A 17,089-nucleotide genomic window follows, 5' to 3' on the forward strand; every position below is an offset into this window, starting at 1 on the left:
ACTCAGCTCGCCCGCGCCATTTCGCGTAACAACTGCAAGGCCTCGGAGGCCAGCGGTTGATACTGATTGAGAATGTCCGCCAGCCCGACCCAGACAATGAACAGCCCAAGCACCAGGATCAGCGGGAAGCCGACAGAGAAAATATTGAGTTGCGGCGCCGCCCGGGTCATGACGCCAAACGCGATGTTGACCACCAGCAACGCGGTGATCGCCGGCAGTACCAGCAACAGCGCCGCACCGAGCACCCAGCCGAGCTTGCCGGCCAGTTCCCAGTAGTGGTTGACCATCAGGCCGCCCCCCACCGGCAACGTGGTGAAACTCTCGGTAAGGATCTCGAACACCACCAGATGACCGTTCATGGACAGGAACAGCAGCGTCACCAGCATGGTGAAAAACTGCCCGATCACCGCCGTCGATACGCCGTTGGCCGGGTCGATCATGGAGGCGAAGCCCATCCCCATCTGGATGGCGACGATTTGCCCGGCCACCACAAAGGCCTGGAAGAACAGCTGCAAGGAAAAACCCATTACCGCACCGATGAGGATCTGCTCGGCGATCAGCAGCAACCCGCTAAGGTCCAGGGCATTGACCGGTGGCATCGGCGGCAGGCCCGGCGCGATGACCACGGTGATGGCCAACGCGAAATACAGGCGGATGCGCCGGGGCAGCAAGGTCGTGCCAAACACCGGCATGACCATCAGCAAGGCGCCGACGCGAAACAGCGGCAACATGAACGTCGCCACCCAGGTGCTGATCTGGGTATCGGTCAGTGCAAGCAGTGACATGGCTTAGCCGATGACCTGCGGAATACTGCCGTACAACTGCAGGATGTACTCCATGAAAGTCTGCACCAGCCATGGACCGCCAACGATCAGCGTCACCAGCATCACCAACAGGCGCGGCAAAAAGCTCAGGGTCTGTTCGTTGATCTGCGTGGCGGCCTGAAACATCGCCACCAACAGGCCCACCAGCAAACTCGGAATCACCAGCACGGCGACCATCATGGTGGTCAGCCACAGCGCTTCGCGAAAGATATCGACCGCAACTTCCGGGGTCATGGCGAGACACCGCCAAAGCTGCTGGCCAGCGTGCCGATGATCAGCGCCCAGCCATCCACCAGCACGAACAACATGATCTTGAACGGCAGGGAAATGATCAGCGGCGACAGCATCATCATACCCATGGCCATCAACACACTGGCCACGACCAGGTCGATGATCAGGAACGGAATGAAGATCATGAAGCCGATCTGGAATGCCGTTTTCAGCTCGGAGGTCACGAAGGCCGGCACCAGGATGGTCAATGGCGCCTGATCCGGCGTCGCGATGTCAGTGCGCTTGGACAGGCGCATGAACAGTTCCAGATCGCTGGTGCGGGTCTGGGCGAGCATGAAGTTCTTGATCGGCACCTGGGCCTTGGCGACCGCATCCTGGGCCGTCAGTTTTTCCGCCAGATACGGCTGCAAGGCGTCCTGGTTCACCCGGTCGAACACCGGCGCCATGATGAACAGGGTCAGGAACAGCGCCATGCCGGTGAGGATCTGGTTCGACGGTGTCTGCTGCAGGCCCAGGGCCTGGCGCAGGATCGAGAAGACAATGATGATCCGGGTGAAACTGGTCATCAGCATGACAAACGCCGGGATAAAACTCAGCGCGGTCATGATCAGCAGGATTTGCAGGCTGACCGAGTATTCCTGCGCACCCTGCGCATTGGTGCCCAGGGTGATGGCCGGGATCGACAACGGATCGGCGGCGAATGCCAGCGGCGCGGCCAGCATCAGGGTCAGCATCAAGGCGATGCGCAGCGCACCCATTACTTCTTATCCTTCTGATCTTTACCCAGCATCTCCAACAGGCGCTGGGCAAATTCCGGCGTCGGCTTCTCGGTACTCGGCACTTGCACCGGCTCCTTGAGCACATGCAATGCAGTGATGTTGCCGGGGCTCAGGCCCAACAGGATCTGCTCGTTGCCGACCTGCACCAGCATCAGGCGGTCGCGAGGCCCCAGCGCGCGGGAGCCGACAATCTCGATCACCTGCCCCTTGCCAGCCGGACCGGCCTGCTGGACCCGACGCAGCAACCAGGCGAGGAGGAAGATCAGCCCCAGCACCAGCAACAAGCCGAACACCAGCTGCGTCAGTTGCCCAGCCACACCGCTGCTCACTGCCGGCGCGGCAGCCGTGGTCGCCGTAGCGACAGGCTCAGCCGCCAGCACGCTGAACGGCATCGCCAATACAAACCCGAGAACCCTTTTCACTCAGCGCAGCTTCTTGATGCGTTCGCTCGGGCTGATCACGTCCGTCAGGCGGATGCCGAACTTCTCGTTGACCACCACCACTTCGCCGTGGGCGATGAGCGTGCCATTGACCAGCACGTCCAGCGGCTCGCCGGCCAGGCGATCAAGCTCGATCACCGAACCCTGGTTCAGTTGCAGCAAGTTGCGGATGTTGATGTCGGTGCTGCCCACTTCCATGGAAATCGACACCGGGATATCGAGGATCACGTCCAGGTTCGGGCCTTCGAGGCTCACCGGATCGTTGTTTTTCGGCACGCTGCCGAACTCTTCCATGGGCAGGCGGTTGGACGCGGAACTGCCGGAGTCGGCGGCCAGCAAGGCATCGATATCGGCCTGCCCGGCATCACCGGTTTCTTCCAGGGCTGCTGCCCACTCATCGGCCAGAGCCTGGTCGTCTTGCGTGTTCATTTGTCAGTGTCCTCGGCGAGCAAAAATTCAGAATTCGTTTAATCGCGAATGGGTACGAGCGCCGGTCAACGGCGCTCGATCGGCTCGATCACTTGCAACGCCAGGTTGCCCTTGTGCGAGCCCATCTTGACCTTGAAGGCCGGCACGCCGTTGGCGCGCATGATCATTTCTTCCGGCATGTCGACCGGGATCACATCCCCCGGCTGCATGTGCAGGATGTCGCGCAGGCGCAACTGACGACGAGCCACCGTCGCACCGATCGGCACGTCGACGTCCAGCACGTCCTGGCGCAGGGCGTTGACCCAGCGCTCGTCCTGATCGTCGAGATCCGACTGGAAGCCGGCGTCGAGCATTTCGCGCACTGGCTCGATCATCGAGTACGGCATGGTCACGTGCAGGTCGCCGCCACCGCCATCGAGTTCGATGTGGAAGGTCGACACCACAATGGCCTCACTCGGGCCGACGATGTTGGCCATGGCCGGGTTCACTTCCGAGTTGATGTACTCGAAGTTGACTTCCATGATCGCCTGCCAGGCTTCCTTCAAATCGACGAACGCCTGCTCCAGCACCATGCGTACCACACGCAGTTCGGTCGGCGTGAATTCACGCCCTTCGATCTTGGCGTGGCGACCGTCGCCGCCGAAGAAGTTGTCCACCAGCTTGAACACCAGTTTGGCGTCGAGGATGAACAGCGCGGTGCCGCGCAGGGGTTTGATCTTGACCAGGTTGAGACTGGTCGGCACGTACAGCGAGTGCACGTATTCGCCGAACTTCATCACCTGCACGCCGCCGACCGCCACGTCTGCCGAGCGACGCAGCATGTTGAACATGCTGATGCGTGTGTAGCGGGCGAAACGCTCGTTGATCATTTCCAGGGTCGGCATGCGTCCACGGACGATGCGATCCTGGCTGGTCAGGTCATAGCTTTTGACGCTGCCGGGTTCGGCAGCGTTCTCGGTCTGTACCAGACCATCGTCGACGCCATGCAACAGCGCGTCGATCTCATCCTGGGACAGCAGGTCCTGCACGGCCATGTCGTGTTCCTACTGCAGTACGAAATTAGTGAAAAGCAACTGTTCGATCACCACTTTACCGAGCTCTTTCTGCGCCACTTCCTGGACACTGGCGGTAGCTTTCTGCCGCAGCATTTCCTGGCCGACCGGCGAGGCGAGGGTCGCGAAGTCCTGCCCGGAGAACAGCATCACCAGGTTATTGCGGATCACCGGCATGTGGACCTTGAGCGCCTCCAGATCCGCCTGGTTGCGCGCGAGCATGGTGATGCTCACTTGCATGTAGCGCTGGCGACCGTTCTGATTGAAGTTGGCCACGAAAGCCGGCGCCATCGCCTCGAAAATCGCTGGCTGCTTGCCGACAGGAGCGGTTTGTTCCACTGCGGCGGCAGGCTTGCTCTGAGCGCTGTGCATGAAGTACCAGGTCGCCCCCACGGACACACCGATCGCCAGCAGCAGGGCCAGCACGATCACGATAATCAGCTTGAGTTTGCCTTTGGTTGCGGGGTCTTTTACTGCTGCGTCGCTCTTCGCCATGCCAATAATCCGTCACTATTCGGGTTTTCACAGTCGCACGGCAAGGCAAGAGCAAGTGTTATGCCAGAAGTATCGGGAAGAGCTGGGCGGACCGGCTTCGATCGGAAGATCACCACGAAGCCACTGTGGGAGCGAGCTTGCTCGCGATGGCATTTTAACAGTCAACATTTTCATCGACTGTTACACCGCTATCGCGAGCAAGCTCGCTCCCACAGGGTTAGGTGTTCGTTTGGTCAGGCGTAGTAATCGACCGCGCTGGAGCCGATCACGCTGGTGGTATTGACCGCCGCTTCAGCGACGCTTGGGGTGATGTCATCATCCATTGAATCGAGGCGACCGCCGCTGGCACTGGTCCGCCCGCTCTGACCTTGCCGGGCTTGTTCCTGCCCCTGCTGCGAACCACGGGACTGGTCCGAAACGTTGACATCGACCTGCCCCATGCCCTGCTGCGCGAACATGTCGCGCAAGCGATGGACCTGCCCATCCAGTGCCTCACGGACGCCCGGATGCGCACTCATGAACGTGACCTGGGTCTGTTGATCGGGAACCATGTTCACCCGAATGTCCAGACGCCCGAGCTCAGCGGGCTGCAACTGGATGTCCGCCGCCTTGAGATTGGCGCTGGACAGGTACATGACCCGGTTCACCACCTCTTCGGTCCACCCGCTCTGGTGCATGGCGATCGGCTGGTTCACCGGCAAGGCATTGGCTGTCTTCGGTGTGGCCGCCTGGGTCAGCGCTGCCAGACGGTTGGCGAAATCATCGACACGGGTGTCGCTGCTGGCGGACTTGAGATCCTTCAGGCCGTCATCGATCAAGCCGCTGAAAGCCTTGTCTTCACCCGGGCTGGTGTCGCTCTTGTCACCCTTAACATCCAACAGCGTCGCCATGCCGGCGGCAAAATTTTGCTCTGGCGTCAGCTCTGCGTCAGCCTGGGCTTGCGCCTGTGTCGGTGCAGTCTTGGGTTGTGCCTGGCTGGAAGCCGATACGTGACCGCCCCGCTCCATCGCCAGGCGCACCGCCGGCAATGCGTCGAGCGGATCGGTCGAGGGATCGAAATCGCCCTCGGCAGTGGCCAGCGCAGGAGCGAGTACAGCCGTAGCCGTTGCCGTAGCGGCAACCGGCGCATCAACGACAGGTTGCACGGTGTCGACCACGGCGGGGGCTACCGGTGCCGATACGATGGATTGCAATGTAGGATCAAGCGCCGGATCCAGCAGTGCGGCGTCAACGACCGGAGCCGGGTCGGCATCTGACGCATCATCGCCAGCGACCTTGTCGCCAGCCGGCACCGAACTCTTGGCAGGCAAGGATTTGCCGCCATCGGCAACCACCGGTTCCTCGGCGGCAGACTTGTCGTCACCAGCGTCTTTGGTTCCGGCAACATCGCTGGTTTTGTCGCGACCCGGCTTGAGCGACGCATCCGCCAACGCAGTGGGCTTGCTTTGCGCCTGATCGGCGTAGACATCAGCGAAGCTTGCGGCCTTGCCCCCGGGCTCAGAGGTCTGCGCCGGAGGATTGGCGGAGCCAGCTTGAGTCTTGGCCTGCCTGGAGGCCTGAAACAGAATATCGGGGGTAACGGGCATGAAACGGTCTCCGCTGCACGGGGCTCGTAAGTACAGTTGGATGAGTTGACTGCAAAGGTCGAGCCAGTTTCACTCGAAGAGGACCAAATGCAGCGTGTGCTCAGATTTTCGCCGGGCAACGCTGTCGTTCAGCTTCGTACAGAGGCCGGATATCGGCGAATTCGCGGTCGATTTCACCGACCAGTTCCTGAACGTCAGTGCATGACGAACTACTGGCCTGCTGCTCGAGTCGATGGCAGAGCTCGGTCAGCCTGACTGCGCCCATATTGCTGCTGCTACCTTTGAAGCTATGGGCGGTATCAACGAACAGCGCGACGCTGTCAGCTACTCTCAAAACTTTCAGGCGCTCTTCGGAGTCCGCCAGGAAGGTATCGATCAAAGTCGAAAACTCATCCTCCATGACTTCCCGCAACGCGCTCAGCACGTCCAGGTCCAGATGTATGTCGTCCACTTGCTCACTCCTTGATCAAGAATGCGCGGATTATGCCAGAGCCTCCCAGATAAACTCCACGCGTGCACTTCGACCATTGTCGGTCCAGCGGGCATTACGCCCCAACTGGCGGATCAGACTGACCCCACGCCCCGACAGGCGGACGTCTTCCAAAGGTCTTGCGATCACCCGTTCGACATCGAAACCCTTGCCGCTGTCTTCAATGTGAATGGTCAGGCAACCGCCATCGTCCGTTGGCGTCACCTGCAAATGCAACCGTACATAGCCATCCAGTAGCTCGTCCAGCCGGGTATTGCGCTCTTGATAATATCGCGCAAAACCCGAGGCATCGCGCTTGAGACTCGAATCCAGCCCCAGCACGCCATGCTCCAGCGCATTGGAGTAGAGCTCCGCCAGCACGCTGTAGAGCGCACCGCTCTGAGCCCGAAGACCATGGACCTCAAGCAACAACTGCAACAGATAGGGTAACGGATTGAAGCGCTTGAGCGTGGCGGCGCGAAATTCGAAACTTACCGACCAGTCCAGCGGGCAGGACTGGCCGCTGTCGGAGTAGACCAACGCCGGCGGCGTGATTTGCGTCGACTCCAGCAGGCTGACTTCGACCATGCTGACATCGTCACGCGCTTCACCGCCGAAATGACGCAGCGCCTGCTCGATCTCTTCGAACAGCGCATTCGGATGCCGATTGGCGGCAAACACCTGTTGCAATCGCTGCGCGCCAAACAGTTGATCATTGGCGTCGCAGGTATCGATCACCCCATCGGACAGCAGAAACACCCGATCCCCGAGAGCCATGGGATACACGTCGGTACGCTCATCGAAGGATTCCGGGCTCAGCACACCCAAAGGCAGGTTCCGCGCCGGCAGAGGCGTTCGCTCGCCACTGGCAACGCGATGCAGGTAACCGTCCGGCATGCCGCCATTCCAGACTTCCACCGAACGACGCTGAAAACTCAGGCACAGCAACGTGGCACAGCAGAACATGTCCACCGGCAGGATGCGCTTGAGCTTGGCATTCATCTCGCGCAGGATTTCCGCCAGGCCATAGCCCTTGGCGGTCATGCCGTAGAAGACCTCGGCCAAGGGCATCGCACCCACTGCCGCTGGCAAACCGTGGCCGGTGAAATCGCCCAGCAGCACGTGCATGTCTCCAGCCGGGGTGAACGCGGCCAGCAACAGGTCGCCGTTGAACAGCGCATAGGGCGATTGCAGATAACGGATATTCGGAGCGGCATTCAGGCAGCCGGAGTGCGCCACCTTGTCAAAAACGGCCTTGGCCACCCGTTGCTCGTTGAGCAGGTAGTCGTGGTGCCGGGCGATCTGGTCACGCTGTTGCAGCACGGTGTCCTGCAAGCGCCGCAAGCGATCCATCGCCTTGATCTTGGCAGCGAGAATCACCTGGTTGTAGGGCTTGGCCAGAAAGTCGTCACCGCCGACTTCCAGGCAACGGGCCAGGGCTTCGCTTTCGGACAACGACGTGAGGAAGATGATCGGCACCAGGGTTTCCCCGGCCAGAGCCTTGATCTGCCGGGCCGCCTCGAAGCCGTCCATCACCGGCATCAGCGCATCCATCAACACCAGGTGCGGTGATTGCTGGCGAAACACCTCGACCGCTTCGGCACCGTTGGCCGCCGTCAGCACTTCGTGCCCCTGGCGGCGCAGAATGCTCGACAACAGCAGGCGATCGGCGGCGCTATCCTCGGCAATCAGGATCGTCAGCGGCTCCAGTGGCTGCATGGCAATCAACTGATGTCGAACAGCTTGTCGAAGTTGGAGATGGCGAGGATCTTGCGCACGTCGGTACTGCTGTTGACGACGCGGACATCGGAGTCGTCGCCACCGGCGTGATCACGCAGCAAAAGCAGCATGCCCAGCGCCGAGCTGTCGAGGTAAGTGGCGTCTTTCAGGTCGACCACAACCGCCGATGGCTGTTTATCTTCGTAGGACTGACGAAACTCCTGATGCTTGGCGAAATCGAATCGTCCCTTGACCGATATCGTCAGTTTTTGCCCATCCGGAGAGAGTTCTGTAACGACTGACATTTCATGGCTTCCTTGTCATTGGTAAACCCGCTTGCACAAGGTTTAGCATTTGGTAGAGGTTGGAGCAAGGCGGTAGGTTGTGGTGACTGTCGGATCGTTATCGCTGTAAACCTGACATCCCTGTGCGCTCACAGGTTCATCGCGAGCGAGTTCGCTCCTACAGGTGATCCTGCCGTGGCAGGCGCTGGGACAATTCATCCAACAGTTTCTGTTCGCGCCGGTCTTCAAGCGCCCGCGCCTCATCGGCATAGCGCTGAACCAGCTTGCGCAAACCCTCGACCCGGGCAAACGCCTGCTGCCAGGTTTCCCGGGCCTTGTTCAGGTTGTTCTGATGCCAGGCCAGGCTTTGCCGCTGCTGGTCGATGGCCGTGCCCAGTTGCGCGAGAAAGCCCTGATAGCCCAGCAACCATTGGCCCGAGACGCCGCCGCTGCCGCGCACGATCCATTGTTCCTGATAGTCGAGACGGAAGGCTTCGAGGTCGGCGAGTTTGCTTTCGGCCAAACGCACTTGCCCCTGAAAGTGCCCCAGGCGCTGGACTGCGGTTTTCTCGGCCTTTTCGGCCATTTCCACCACGGGGGCCAGGCGCCCTGCCCGAGTCTGGGCCATGGCCGGTTAGCCGCCCGCCGCGGGCGCGAAGATCGACGCGAGGTAAGCTTCGCTTTCGCCCAGGCTGATGCTGTCGTTGAGCCCCTGGCGCAGGTATTTGACCAGCTGCGGCTGCAAGGAAATCGCCAGGTCGGTCTCGCGGTCGCCGCCAGCGACGTAGGCGCCGACGCTGATCAGGTCGCGACTCTGCTGATAGCGCGACCACAATTGCTTGAAATACTGCGCTCGCATCATGTGCTCCGGCGACACCACCGCCGGCATCACCCGGCTGATGGATGCCTCGATATCAATGGCCGGGTAATGCCCTTCCTCGGCCAGTCGCCGGGACAGCACGATGTGCCCGTCGAGCACGCCCCGCGCCGAGTCGGCAATCGGGTCCTGCTGGTCATCGCCTTCGGACAGCACGGTGTAGAACGCGGTGATCGAACCACCACCCTTCTCGGCATTACCGGCCCGCTCCACCAGTTTCGGCAGCTTGGCGAATACCGACGGCGGATAACCTTTGGTCGCCGGCGGCTCGCCGATGGCCAAGGCGATTTCCCGCTGGGCCTGGGCGAAACGGGTCAGCGAATCCATGAGCAACAGGACGTTCTTGCCCTTGTCGCGGAAATATTCGGCGATGCGCGTGCAGTACATGGCGGCGCGCAGTCGCATCAGCGGCGCATCGTCCGCCGGGGACGCCACCACTACCGAACGCTTGAGCCCTTCTTCACCGAGGATGTGCTCGATGAATTCTTTAACTTCACGCCCCCGCTCACCGATCAGCCCGACGACGATAATGTCGGCCTCGGTAAAGCGCGTCATCATCCCCAACAGCACGGATTTACCGACACCGGTACCGGCGAACAGGCCGAGCCGCTGGCCGCGGCCGACCGTCAGCATGCCATTGATGCAACGGATGCCCACGTCCAGCGGTTCGCTGATCGGTTCGCGCTTGAGCGGGTTGATGGTCGGGCCGTCCATTGGCACCCAGTCTTCGGCCTTCATCCCGCCCTTGCCGTCCAGCGCACGACCGGCGCCATCCAGCACCCGCCCGAGCATGCTCATGCCCATGGGCAGGCGACCGGTATCGGCCAAGGGCACCACTCGGGCACCGGGCGCGATGCCGGCGACACTGCCGACTGGCATCAGGAAGACTTTACTGCCGGAGAAGCCCATCACCTCGGCTTCGACCTGCATCGGGTGATAGCTGTCGTCGTTGATGACCATGCAGCGGCTGCCCATGGCGGCGCGCAGGCCTTCGGCTTCAAGGGTCAGGCCGACCATGCGTAGCAGGCGGCCTTCGAGGATCGGTGCGCCCTCCAGTCCCGTGGCCTCGGCATAGCTGCCCAGGCGCTTGGCGAAACTGGTGCGTTCAAGGCGCATCGGGAACATCCTGAGCCGGTGCGACCGCAGGCTTACTTTCGATCGGCAGTTCCAGGCTCAGGTCCGGCGCGGCCGGGTGCAAGGCCTGCTCGTGCAACTGATCGAACAGCTTGTCCATCACCCGCGCGACACGGGTTTCGACCGTGGCGTCGATGCGGCTGTGTTCTGTCTCGACCCGGCAACCGCCAGGCAACAGCGCTTCGTCCTCGACGATGCGCCAGGTTTCTTCATGACGTTCGCGCAGGGCTTTGACCTGTTTGAAGTCCTGCGGATTGATGTACAGCCGCACATTGCCCACGCCCAGCGGCAAGAGCTTGAGCGCCTCGCGCATGACGTGTTCGATCTGCGTCGAGTCGATGGCCAGCTCGCGCTGAATCACCTGTCTGGTGATGTGCTGCACGAGGTCGACCAGGGACTTTTCAATCTCGGTGTCCTGTTCGGCAATGGGCTCGAACAGGTGCGTCATCAGTTGCTCCAACGCCGCAATCTTGGCAGTCAGGGCCACCTCGGCTTCCTGACGGACCTTGAGCGTGGTGCTGTGGAAACCTTCCTTCTCACCCACCGCGAAGCCTTCGTTATAGGCTTCCTGGCGAATGCTTTCGAGCTCTTCGAGGGTCAGTGGCTGGACTTCCTCCAGCGGCACTTCCTCCATTTCCGGCGGTTCGGGTTCAGGCTCAGGTTCCGGCTCGGGCTCCGGCGGGTCGAAACTGGGCAGCGCCCAGGTATCGAAACCACTGACATCCCTGGCCCGGATCAGGTCAGTGGGTGCATCATCATTCTTGACCATGGTGTTAGATCATTTCCTCGCCGCCCTTGCCGCCGAGAACGATTTCCCCGGCTTCGGCCATACGGCGGGCGATGGTGAGGATTTCCTTCTGCGCGGTTTCCACGTCGCTGACGCGCACCGGGCCCTTGGCTTCCAGGTCGTCGCGCAACAGTTCGGCGGCACGCTTGGACATGTTCTTGAAGATCTTCTCCTTGACGCCTTCGTCCGACCCTTTGAGGGCCAGCACCAGCACATCGGAGGACACCTCGCGCAGCAGCGCCTGAATCCCGCGGTCGTCGACATCGGCCAGGTTGTTGAACACGAACATGAGGTCTTCGATCTGACCGGACAGGTCTTCGTCGACTTCGCGGATCGAGTCCATGAGCTGGCCTTCGATCGAGCTATCGAGGAAGTTCATGATGTCCGCCGCGCGTTTGATGCCACCCAGGGTGGTGCGCGAGGCATTCGAGTTGCCGGAGAACTGCTTCTCGAGAATCTGGTTGAGCTCTTTCAGGGCCGCTGGCTGTACGGTGTTCAGCGAAGAGACCCGCAGGATGATGTCGAGCCGCACCTTGTGGTCGAAGTTGCCGAGCACTTCACCGGCCTGGTCCGGATCGAGATACGCCACCACGATCGCCTGGATCTGCGGGTGTTCATAACGGATCACGTCGGCGACGGCGCGCGGCTCCATCCACTTCAGGCTGTCGAGGCCGCTGGTGTTGCCACCGAGCAGGATGCGGTCGATCAGGCCGTTGGCCTTGTCTTCGCCAAGAGCCTGGGTGAGCATCTTGCGCACATAGTCGTCGGAGCCGACGCCCAGGCTGGTCTGGTCGCCGACGATATCGACGAACTCGCTCATCACCTGTTCGACCTGCTCGCGGTGCACATTACCCATCTGGGCCATGGCCACACCCACGCGCTGAACCTCTTTGGGGCCCATGTGACGCAGCACCTGGGCAGCGTCGGTGGACCCCAGGGACAGCAACAGGATTGCGGCTTTGTCGACCTTGGACAGTTTGGCGGCAACGGCTCGGTTATCACTCATCTGCGTTAATCCACTCTTTCACGACCTGGGCCACACGACCCGGGTCTTCTGCCACCAGACTCTTGATTGCGTTCAACTGAGCGTCATAGCCTTCGCTCGGGCTCGGCAACAGGATGCTGGTCGGGCCACCGAGGCTGACACGGTCGTTGGCCAGTTCGCCATCCAGACCGCCCATGCCACCCAACTCGACGTCGCTGCCGATACCGGCCAACTGCTTGCCCTTGCCACCACCGGTAATATTGTTGAGCACCGGACGCAGCACACCGAATACCAGCACCAGAATGAACAGCACACCCAGCACTTGCTTGACGATGTCCCAGAACCACGGCTGGGAGTAGAACGGAATTTCGGCAATCGCTTCACCGCGCTCGGCGGAGAACGGCATGTTGATCACGCTGACGCTATCACCACGGCTGGCATCGAAGCCGACCGCGTCCTGAACCAGGCGAGTGAAGCGCGCCAATTCATCGGCGCTCCATGGCGCACGGGTGGTTTCGCCGCTGGCCGGATTGATCTTGACCTGATCATCGACCACCACCGACACCGACAGGCGATTCAACCGGCCCTGCTGCTGCTTGGTGTGGCTGATGGATCGGTCGAGTTCGAAGTTCTTGGTCGATTGTTGACGCTTGTCCGCCGGGTACGGAGCGAGCATCGGCTGACCGGTGGCCGGGTCCATGATTTGCTGGCCATTGGCATCAACCAGCGGTTGGCCCGGCTGCACCATGCCGGCTGCCCCCGGAGTGCCGCCGGTGGTTTGCGGCGCGGAGGCCGGCGCTGGAGGCTGGTTGCTCAAGGCACCCGGCACGCCTTGCGGGCCATTGCTGGCGGTACGTTGTTCGTTGACCGACTGCTCGCTGCGCAACGCCGGTTGATCCGGGTTGAATTGCTCGGAAGTCGATTCGACCGCACTGAAATCCACGTCGGCCGAGACTTCGGCCTTGTAACGGTCGTTGCCCAGCACCGGCTGCAGGATGTTGTGCACGCGCTGAGTGAGCATGCTTTCCATGCGACGGCTGTAGTCGAACTGCTTGCCAGCCATGGTCAGTTCGGAGTTTTCCGCCTGATCGGAGAGCAGGTTGCCCTTCTGGTCGACCACGGTGATCTGCGATTTGCTGAGTTCGGGAACGCTGGTCGCTACCAGATTGATGATGGCAACGACCTGGCCTGGCTCGAGGGAGCGACCGGAATAGAGTTCAACCAGAACAGAAGCGCTTGGCTTGCGTTCGTCGCGCACGAACACCGAACTTTTCGGGATCGCCAGGTGTACGCGGGCGCCCTTGACGTTGTTCAGGCTGGAAATGGTGCGGGCCAGTTCGCCTTCGAGGCCGCGACGGTAGCGGGTCGCTTCCATGAACTGGCTGGTGCCAAGCCCCTGCTCCTTGTCGAGGATTTCAAAACCGATGTTACCGTCGCTGGGAGTGACACCAGCGGCCGCGAGCTTGAGCCGCGCTCGGGACAGGTCATCGGCCTTGACCAGCAAGGCACCGGAATTGGGTTCGACGGTGTACGGGATATCGGCGGAGGCCAGTGTATCCATGACCTGCTTGGCGTCCATGCCGGCAAGGCTGCCGTACAGAGGCCGGTAGTCCGGTTGCTGGGACCACAACACCACGGCAAAACCAATCGCCACGCTCGCCGCCAGGCCGACCAACAGGCCCACCTGACGCAACATGGTCATCTCGGAGAGGTTTTCCAGGAAGGACAACCCGAACAGCGGCGGTTTGCCGTCTATTGGAGTGGCCTTGGCCGGAACGTTATCGGCGACTGCTTCTGCCATGACTCAATCTCGTCCTTTAAACCGGCATCTGCATGATGTCTTGGTAGGCCTGAACCAGTTTGTTGCGTACCTGGGTCAATGCCTGGAAGGACACGCTGGCTTTCTGCGATGAGATCATCACGTCTGTAAGATCGACGCCGCTTTTGCCGATTTCGAACGCACTGGCCAACTGCGTGGAAGCCTGTTGGGTGTCGTTCACTTTATTGACGGCCTGACCGAGCATGTCGGAAAAGCTGCTGCCCGACACTTCAGGAACGGCAGTCGATTTCGGCGCAGACATGGCATCCATTTGCATGGCGCGCATATCCAGCATCAACCGATTGAATTCAATACCTTGGCTCATGGTTTCTCTCTTTGACGACCCGCAATTTTTTGACACTCACTCGGCGGGTCATGAGGTGTTAGCAACAAGGGTGCCAGCTCCATGGCCTTGTTTCACAAAAGCCCTTCTCATCGCCGCTAGCCGCTGTAGGAGCGAGCTTGCTCGCGATGAACTAAAGAACGCCGCGTTTATCCTGACGCCCCGCATTATCGTTAACGACCATCGCGAGCAGAGCTCGCTCCTACAGGAACAGGATCAGGTGGCGAACAGATAGGCTTCCACATCCATACCGGCATCGCGCATTTGCGCCAGCTTGTAGCGCAGGGTCCGCGGGCTGATACCCAGGCGCTCGGCCGCCTCTTTGCGACGACCGCGCTCGGCGCGCAGGGTATCGATGATCATCTGGAATTCACGGCGACGCAGATCATCGCCCAGCGCCCCGGCCGACTCGGCCTCGACTTCCACTGGACGCACCGGCGCCTGCGCCAACGCAGGTAATGGAGCGCAAGCCACCGGCCCGGCCAGGCAGAAATCCTGCGGCTGGATCAAGCCACCCTGCTGCAGAATCAACGCTCGCTGAATCGCGTTGTCCAGCTCACGCACGTTACCCGGCCACGGATAAGCGATCAGACACGCCTGGGCCTCGGGGGACAATCTGGCCGGTGAATGCTTCATTTTATTGACGTGCCTGGCCAGCAGACGCTCGGCCAGCGGCAGGATGTCGGCGGTACGCTCGCGCAACGGACGCCAGGCCAGGGGAAACACCGACAGGCGATAGTAAAGATCTTCACGGAAGCGCCCCGCTGCCACTTCACCCGCCAGGTCGCGATTGGTGGTGGCAACCACGCGAATGTCCAGCGTGATCGGCTTGCGCGCCCCAACCCTTTCGACCTCACGTTCTTGCAGTACGCGCAGCAATTTGGCCTGGAGCCCCAGGGGCATTTCGGAAATTTCGTCGAGCAGAATGGTGCCGCCGTCGGCCTGCTCGAACTTGCCGGCTTGCGCGGCAATGGCACCGGTGAAGGAGCCCTTCTCGTGCCCGAACAAGGTCGCTTCGAGCATGTTGTCCGGGATCGCCGCACAGTTGATCGCAATGAATGGCTGATTGGCGCGATGAGAATGCTGATGGATGTAGCGCGCCAGCACTTCCTTGCCCGTGCCCGACTCACCCGAGATCAACACCGTGGAATCGCTGCGTGCGACCCGCGCTGCCAATTCGAGCAACTGCGCGCTCGCCGGCTCGAATGCTATCGGCCCTTCACCCTCAGCCAGGCCGAGGCTGCCCAGGGCATGACGCCCCACCAGATCGAGCAACGCCTTGGGCTCGAAAGGTTTGACCAGATAGTCCACCGCACCTTGGCGCATCGCATCGACCGCACGCTCGACCGCGCCGTGAGCCGTCATCAGCAACACCGGCAATTGCGGCTGCCGCGCTCGCAACAGGCCCAGCAACTGGTGGCCGTCCATACCCGGCATGTTGACGTCGCTGATCACCAGGCTGAAGGCCTCGCCGCCGACGGCAAGCAACGCCTCCTCTGCCGAACCCACCGCCTTGTAATCGTGCCCCGCGAGCAATAGCGTATCGGCCAGCGCCTCGCGCAACGCGCGGTCGTCCTCGACCAGCAGAACCTTGATACCCATCTGTGTCACTCCGCTCCTTGAGCGCTGCTGAACAACGGCAGGATAACTTGCGCGCAAGTGCCGCGACCGAGTCGCGAGCGCAACTGCAATTGTCCCTGATGAGCACGCGCCACTGCCTTGACCACGGTCAGGCCAAGACCTGTGCCAGTGGCCTTGGTGGTAAAAAAGGGTTCGCCCAATCGCGCCAGAACGGCGGCATCGATACCGGAGCCACTGTCGCTGACGCACAGGTGCAGGTAATTGCCGCGGGTATAGAGGTGAATCTTGAGGCGCAATGGACCGGCACTGGACTGGATGGCGTTCTCGATCAGATTGAGGATCGCACCGACCAGGGTGTCGCGATTGCACAGCAACTCCCCCGAATGACTGTCGCACTGCCAGCGGATCGGCAGATCCTGTACGTGGGTCAGCGCTGCCGCTTGCAACGATTGCATCAACTGAGCGGGCGTCACGCGATCGGTCAGCGGCAACTCGCCCCGGGCGAAAACCAGCATGTCGCGCACCTGGTGCTCCAGCTCGTGCAGGCGCTCCTTGAGGCGCCCGGCAAAGCGCTGCTGGGTAGCGACCGGCAGCTCTTGCTCGGTCAAATGACTGGCATACAGCAACGCGGCGGACAACGGCGTGCGTATCTGATGAGCCAACGAAGCGACCATGCGCCCCAACGACGACAGCCGCTCATGACGGGCCAGTTGATCCTGCAGGTGACGGGTTTCAGTCAGGTCGTTGAGCAACACCAACTGGCCAGGCTCGGCGTCCAGCGAGCGCGTGGCGATCGACAGGCGCCGACCATCCTTGAGGGAGACTTCATGACCATCGTCTTCGCGCGGCGCAAAACAGCGGGCAATGACGTGGCGCCACAATTCACCTTCTAGCGGCAACCCCAGCAACTCGCACGCCGCCGGATTGGCTTCGCGCACGATGCCCTGGGCGTCAATGACGATGACGCCGCCGGGTAAGAGATCAAGGAGGTTTTGCAGGCGGTTGGCCAGGCGTTCCTTTTCCGCCAGCTCCTGCATGCGCTGGGCACTGACCACTGCCAATTCACCCTTGAGCTCCGTTACCCGGGCTTCAAGCATGCTGTAGGAATCGGTCAACTGACTGGACATCTGGTTGAACAGCGCAAATGCCTGCTCAAGGCCAAGCCGGCTCGCCAGCTCTACGGACGACGGTTGCCCCGAAGCATCAAGGACAGGAGACATCTGGGCGGCTTGGGGCATCGTGCTCTCTCGCTTGG

Annotated in this window: 19 protein-coding genes; all 19 read right to left on the reverse strand. The window is 61.3% G+C overall.

What is annotated here, in order from left to right; translation table 11 throughout:
- Nucleotides 1-2: 2 nt before the first annotated feature.
- Nucleotides 3-785, reverse strand: a complete 783-nt coding sequence (gene fliR, locus AC1RDQ_RS24060; RefSeq protein ID WP_057715877.1) for a flagellar biosynthetic protein FliR — start codon at nt 783-785, stop codon at nt 3-5.
- Between the two features lie 3 nt (nt 786-788).
- A complete protein-coding gene (gene fliQ / locus AC1RDQ_RS24065) occupies nt 789-1,058 on the reverse strand; it encodes a flagellar biosynthesis protein FliQ (RefSeq protein ID WP_015096238.1) in 270 nt (89 codons plus the stop codon).
- Nucleotides 1,055-1,813 (reverse strand): flagellar type III secretion system pore protein FliP, encoded by a 759-nt coding sequence (fliP, locus tag AC1RDQ_RS24070; RefSeq protein ID WP_057715878.1) that lies wholly within the window; start codon nt 1,811-1,813, stop codon nt 1,055-1,057. Before fliP ends, fliQ begins: the two co-directional genes overlap by 4 nt.
- On the reverse strand, nt 1,813-2,226 hold the full coding sequence (fliO, locus tag AC1RDQ_RS24075; protein ID WP_102669727.1) for a flagellar biosynthetic protein FliO: 414 nt from the start codon (nt 2,224-2,226) through the stop codon (nt 1,813-1,815). The genes fliP and fliO overlap by 1 nt, the downstream gene beginning before the upstream one ends.
- 30 nt (nt 2,227-2,256) lie before the next feature.
- Entirely contained in the window at nt 2,257-2,703 is a 447-nt protein-coding gene (fliN, locus tag AC1RDQ_RS24080; protein ID WP_057398370.1) for a flagellar motor switch protein FliN, read from the reverse strand.
- Nucleotides 2,704-2,768: 65 nt separating this feature from the next.
- Entirely contained in the window at nt 2,769-3,737 is a 969-nt protein-coding gene (fliM, locus tag AC1RDQ_RS24085; protein WP_015096242.1) for a flagellar motor switch protein FliM, read from the reverse strand.
- A gap of 9 nt (nt 3,738-3,746) precedes the next feature.
- Entirely contained in the window at nt 3,747-4,250 is a 504-nt protein-coding gene (fliL, locus tag AC1RDQ_RS24090; RefSeq protein ID WP_090453839.1) for a flagellar basal body-associated protein FliL, read from the reverse strand.
- 233 nt (nt 4,251-4,483) lie between these two features.
- On the reverse strand, nt 4,484-5,836 hold the full coding sequence (locus AC1RDQ_RS24095; RefSeq protein WP_492588316.1) for a flagellar hook-length control protein FliK: 1,353 nt from the start codon (nt 5,834-5,836) through the stop codon (nt 4,484-4,486).
- Between the two features lie 100 nt (nt 5,837-5,936).
- Nucleotides 5,937-6,287, reverse strand: coding sequence for an Hpt domain-containing protein (locus AC1RDQ_RS24100; RefSeq protein ID WP_492588318.1), 351 nt, complete (start codon nt 6,285-6,287; stop codon nt 5,937-5,939).
- A 30-nt stretch (nt 6,288-6,317) separates the two neighbouring features.
- Nucleotides 6,318-8,024, reverse strand: a complete 1,707-nt coding sequence (locus tag AC1RDQ_RS24105; protein WP_492588320.1) for an ATP-binding SpoIIE family protein phosphatase — start codon at nt 8,022-8,024, stop codon at nt 6,318-6,320.
- A 5-nt stretch (nt 8,025-8,029) separates the two neighbouring features.
- Nucleotides 8,030-8,329 carry an STAS domain-containing protein gene (locus tag AC1RDQ_RS24110; protein WP_057715884.1) on the reverse strand — a complete coding sequence of 100 codons (300 nt, stop codon included), beginning with the start codon at nt 8,327-8,329 and terminating at the stop codon, nt 8,030-8,032.
- A gap of 157 nt (nt 8,330-8,486) precedes the next feature.
- Complete coding sequence (gene fliJ / locus AC1RDQ_RS24115) at nt 8,487-8,936, reverse strand: flagellar export protein FliJ (protein WP_090453830.1); 450 nt, start codon at nt 8,934-8,936, stop codon at nt 8,487-8,489.
- Nucleotides 8,937-8,942: 6 nt separating this feature from the next.
- Complete coding sequence (gene fliI / locus AC1RDQ_RS24120; RefSeq protein WP_057715886.1) at nt 8,943-10,301, reverse strand: flagellar protein export ATPase FliI; 1,359 nt, start codon at nt 10,299-10,301, stop codon at nt 8,943-8,945.
- On the reverse strand, nt 10,291-11,088 hold the full coding sequence (gene fliH, locus AC1RDQ_RS24125; protein ID WP_492588321.1) for a flagellar assembly protein FliH: 798 nt from the start codon (nt 11,086-11,088) through the stop codon (nt 10,291-10,293). Before fliH ends, fliI begins: the two co-directional genes overlap by 11 nt.
- Nucleotides 11,089-11,092: 4 nt before the next feature.
- A complete protein-coding gene (gene fliG, locus AC1RDQ_RS24130) occupies nt 11,093-12,112 on the reverse strand; it encodes a flagellar motor switch protein FliG (RefSeq protein ID WP_007983391.1) in 1,020 nt (339 codons plus the stop codon).
- The gene (gene fliF, locus AC1RDQ_RS24135; RefSeq protein ID WP_057715888.1) at nt 12,105-13,892 is read right to left on the reverse strand and encodes a flagellar basal-body MS-ring/collar protein FliF; all 1,788 of its coding nucleotides are present in this window, start codon (nt 13,890-13,892) and stop codon (nt 12,105-12,107) included. The genes fliG and fliF overlap by 8 nt, the downstream gene beginning before the upstream one ends.
- A 16-nt stretch (nt 13,893-13,908) precedes the next feature.
- Nucleotides 13,909-14,235, reverse strand: coding sequence for a flagellar hook-basal body complex protein FliE (gene fliE / locus AC1RDQ_RS24140; RefSeq protein ID WP_057715889.1), 327 nt, complete (start codon nt 14,233-14,235; stop codon nt 13,909-13,911).
- A gap of 234 nt (nt 14,236-14,469) precedes the next feature.
- Nucleotides 14,470-15,855 carry a sigma-54-dependent transcriptional regulator gene (locus AC1RDQ_RS24145; protein ID WP_429521408.1) on the reverse strand — a complete coding sequence of 462 codons (1,386 nt, stop codon included), beginning with the start codon at nt 15,853-15,855 and terminating at the stop codon, nt 14,470-14,472.
- Between the two features lie 5 nt (nt 15,856-15,860).
- The gene (locus AC1RDQ_RS24150; protein WP_218497249.1) at nt 15,861-17,054 is read right to left on the reverse strand and encodes a sensor histidine kinase; all 1,194 of its coding nucleotides are present in this window, start codon (nt 17,052-17,054) and stop codon (nt 15,861-15,863) included.
- Nucleotides 17,055-17,089: the final 35 nt, after the last annotated feature.

It is taken from the genome of Pseudomonas sp. GW823-FHT02E01 (assembly GCF_058797535.1).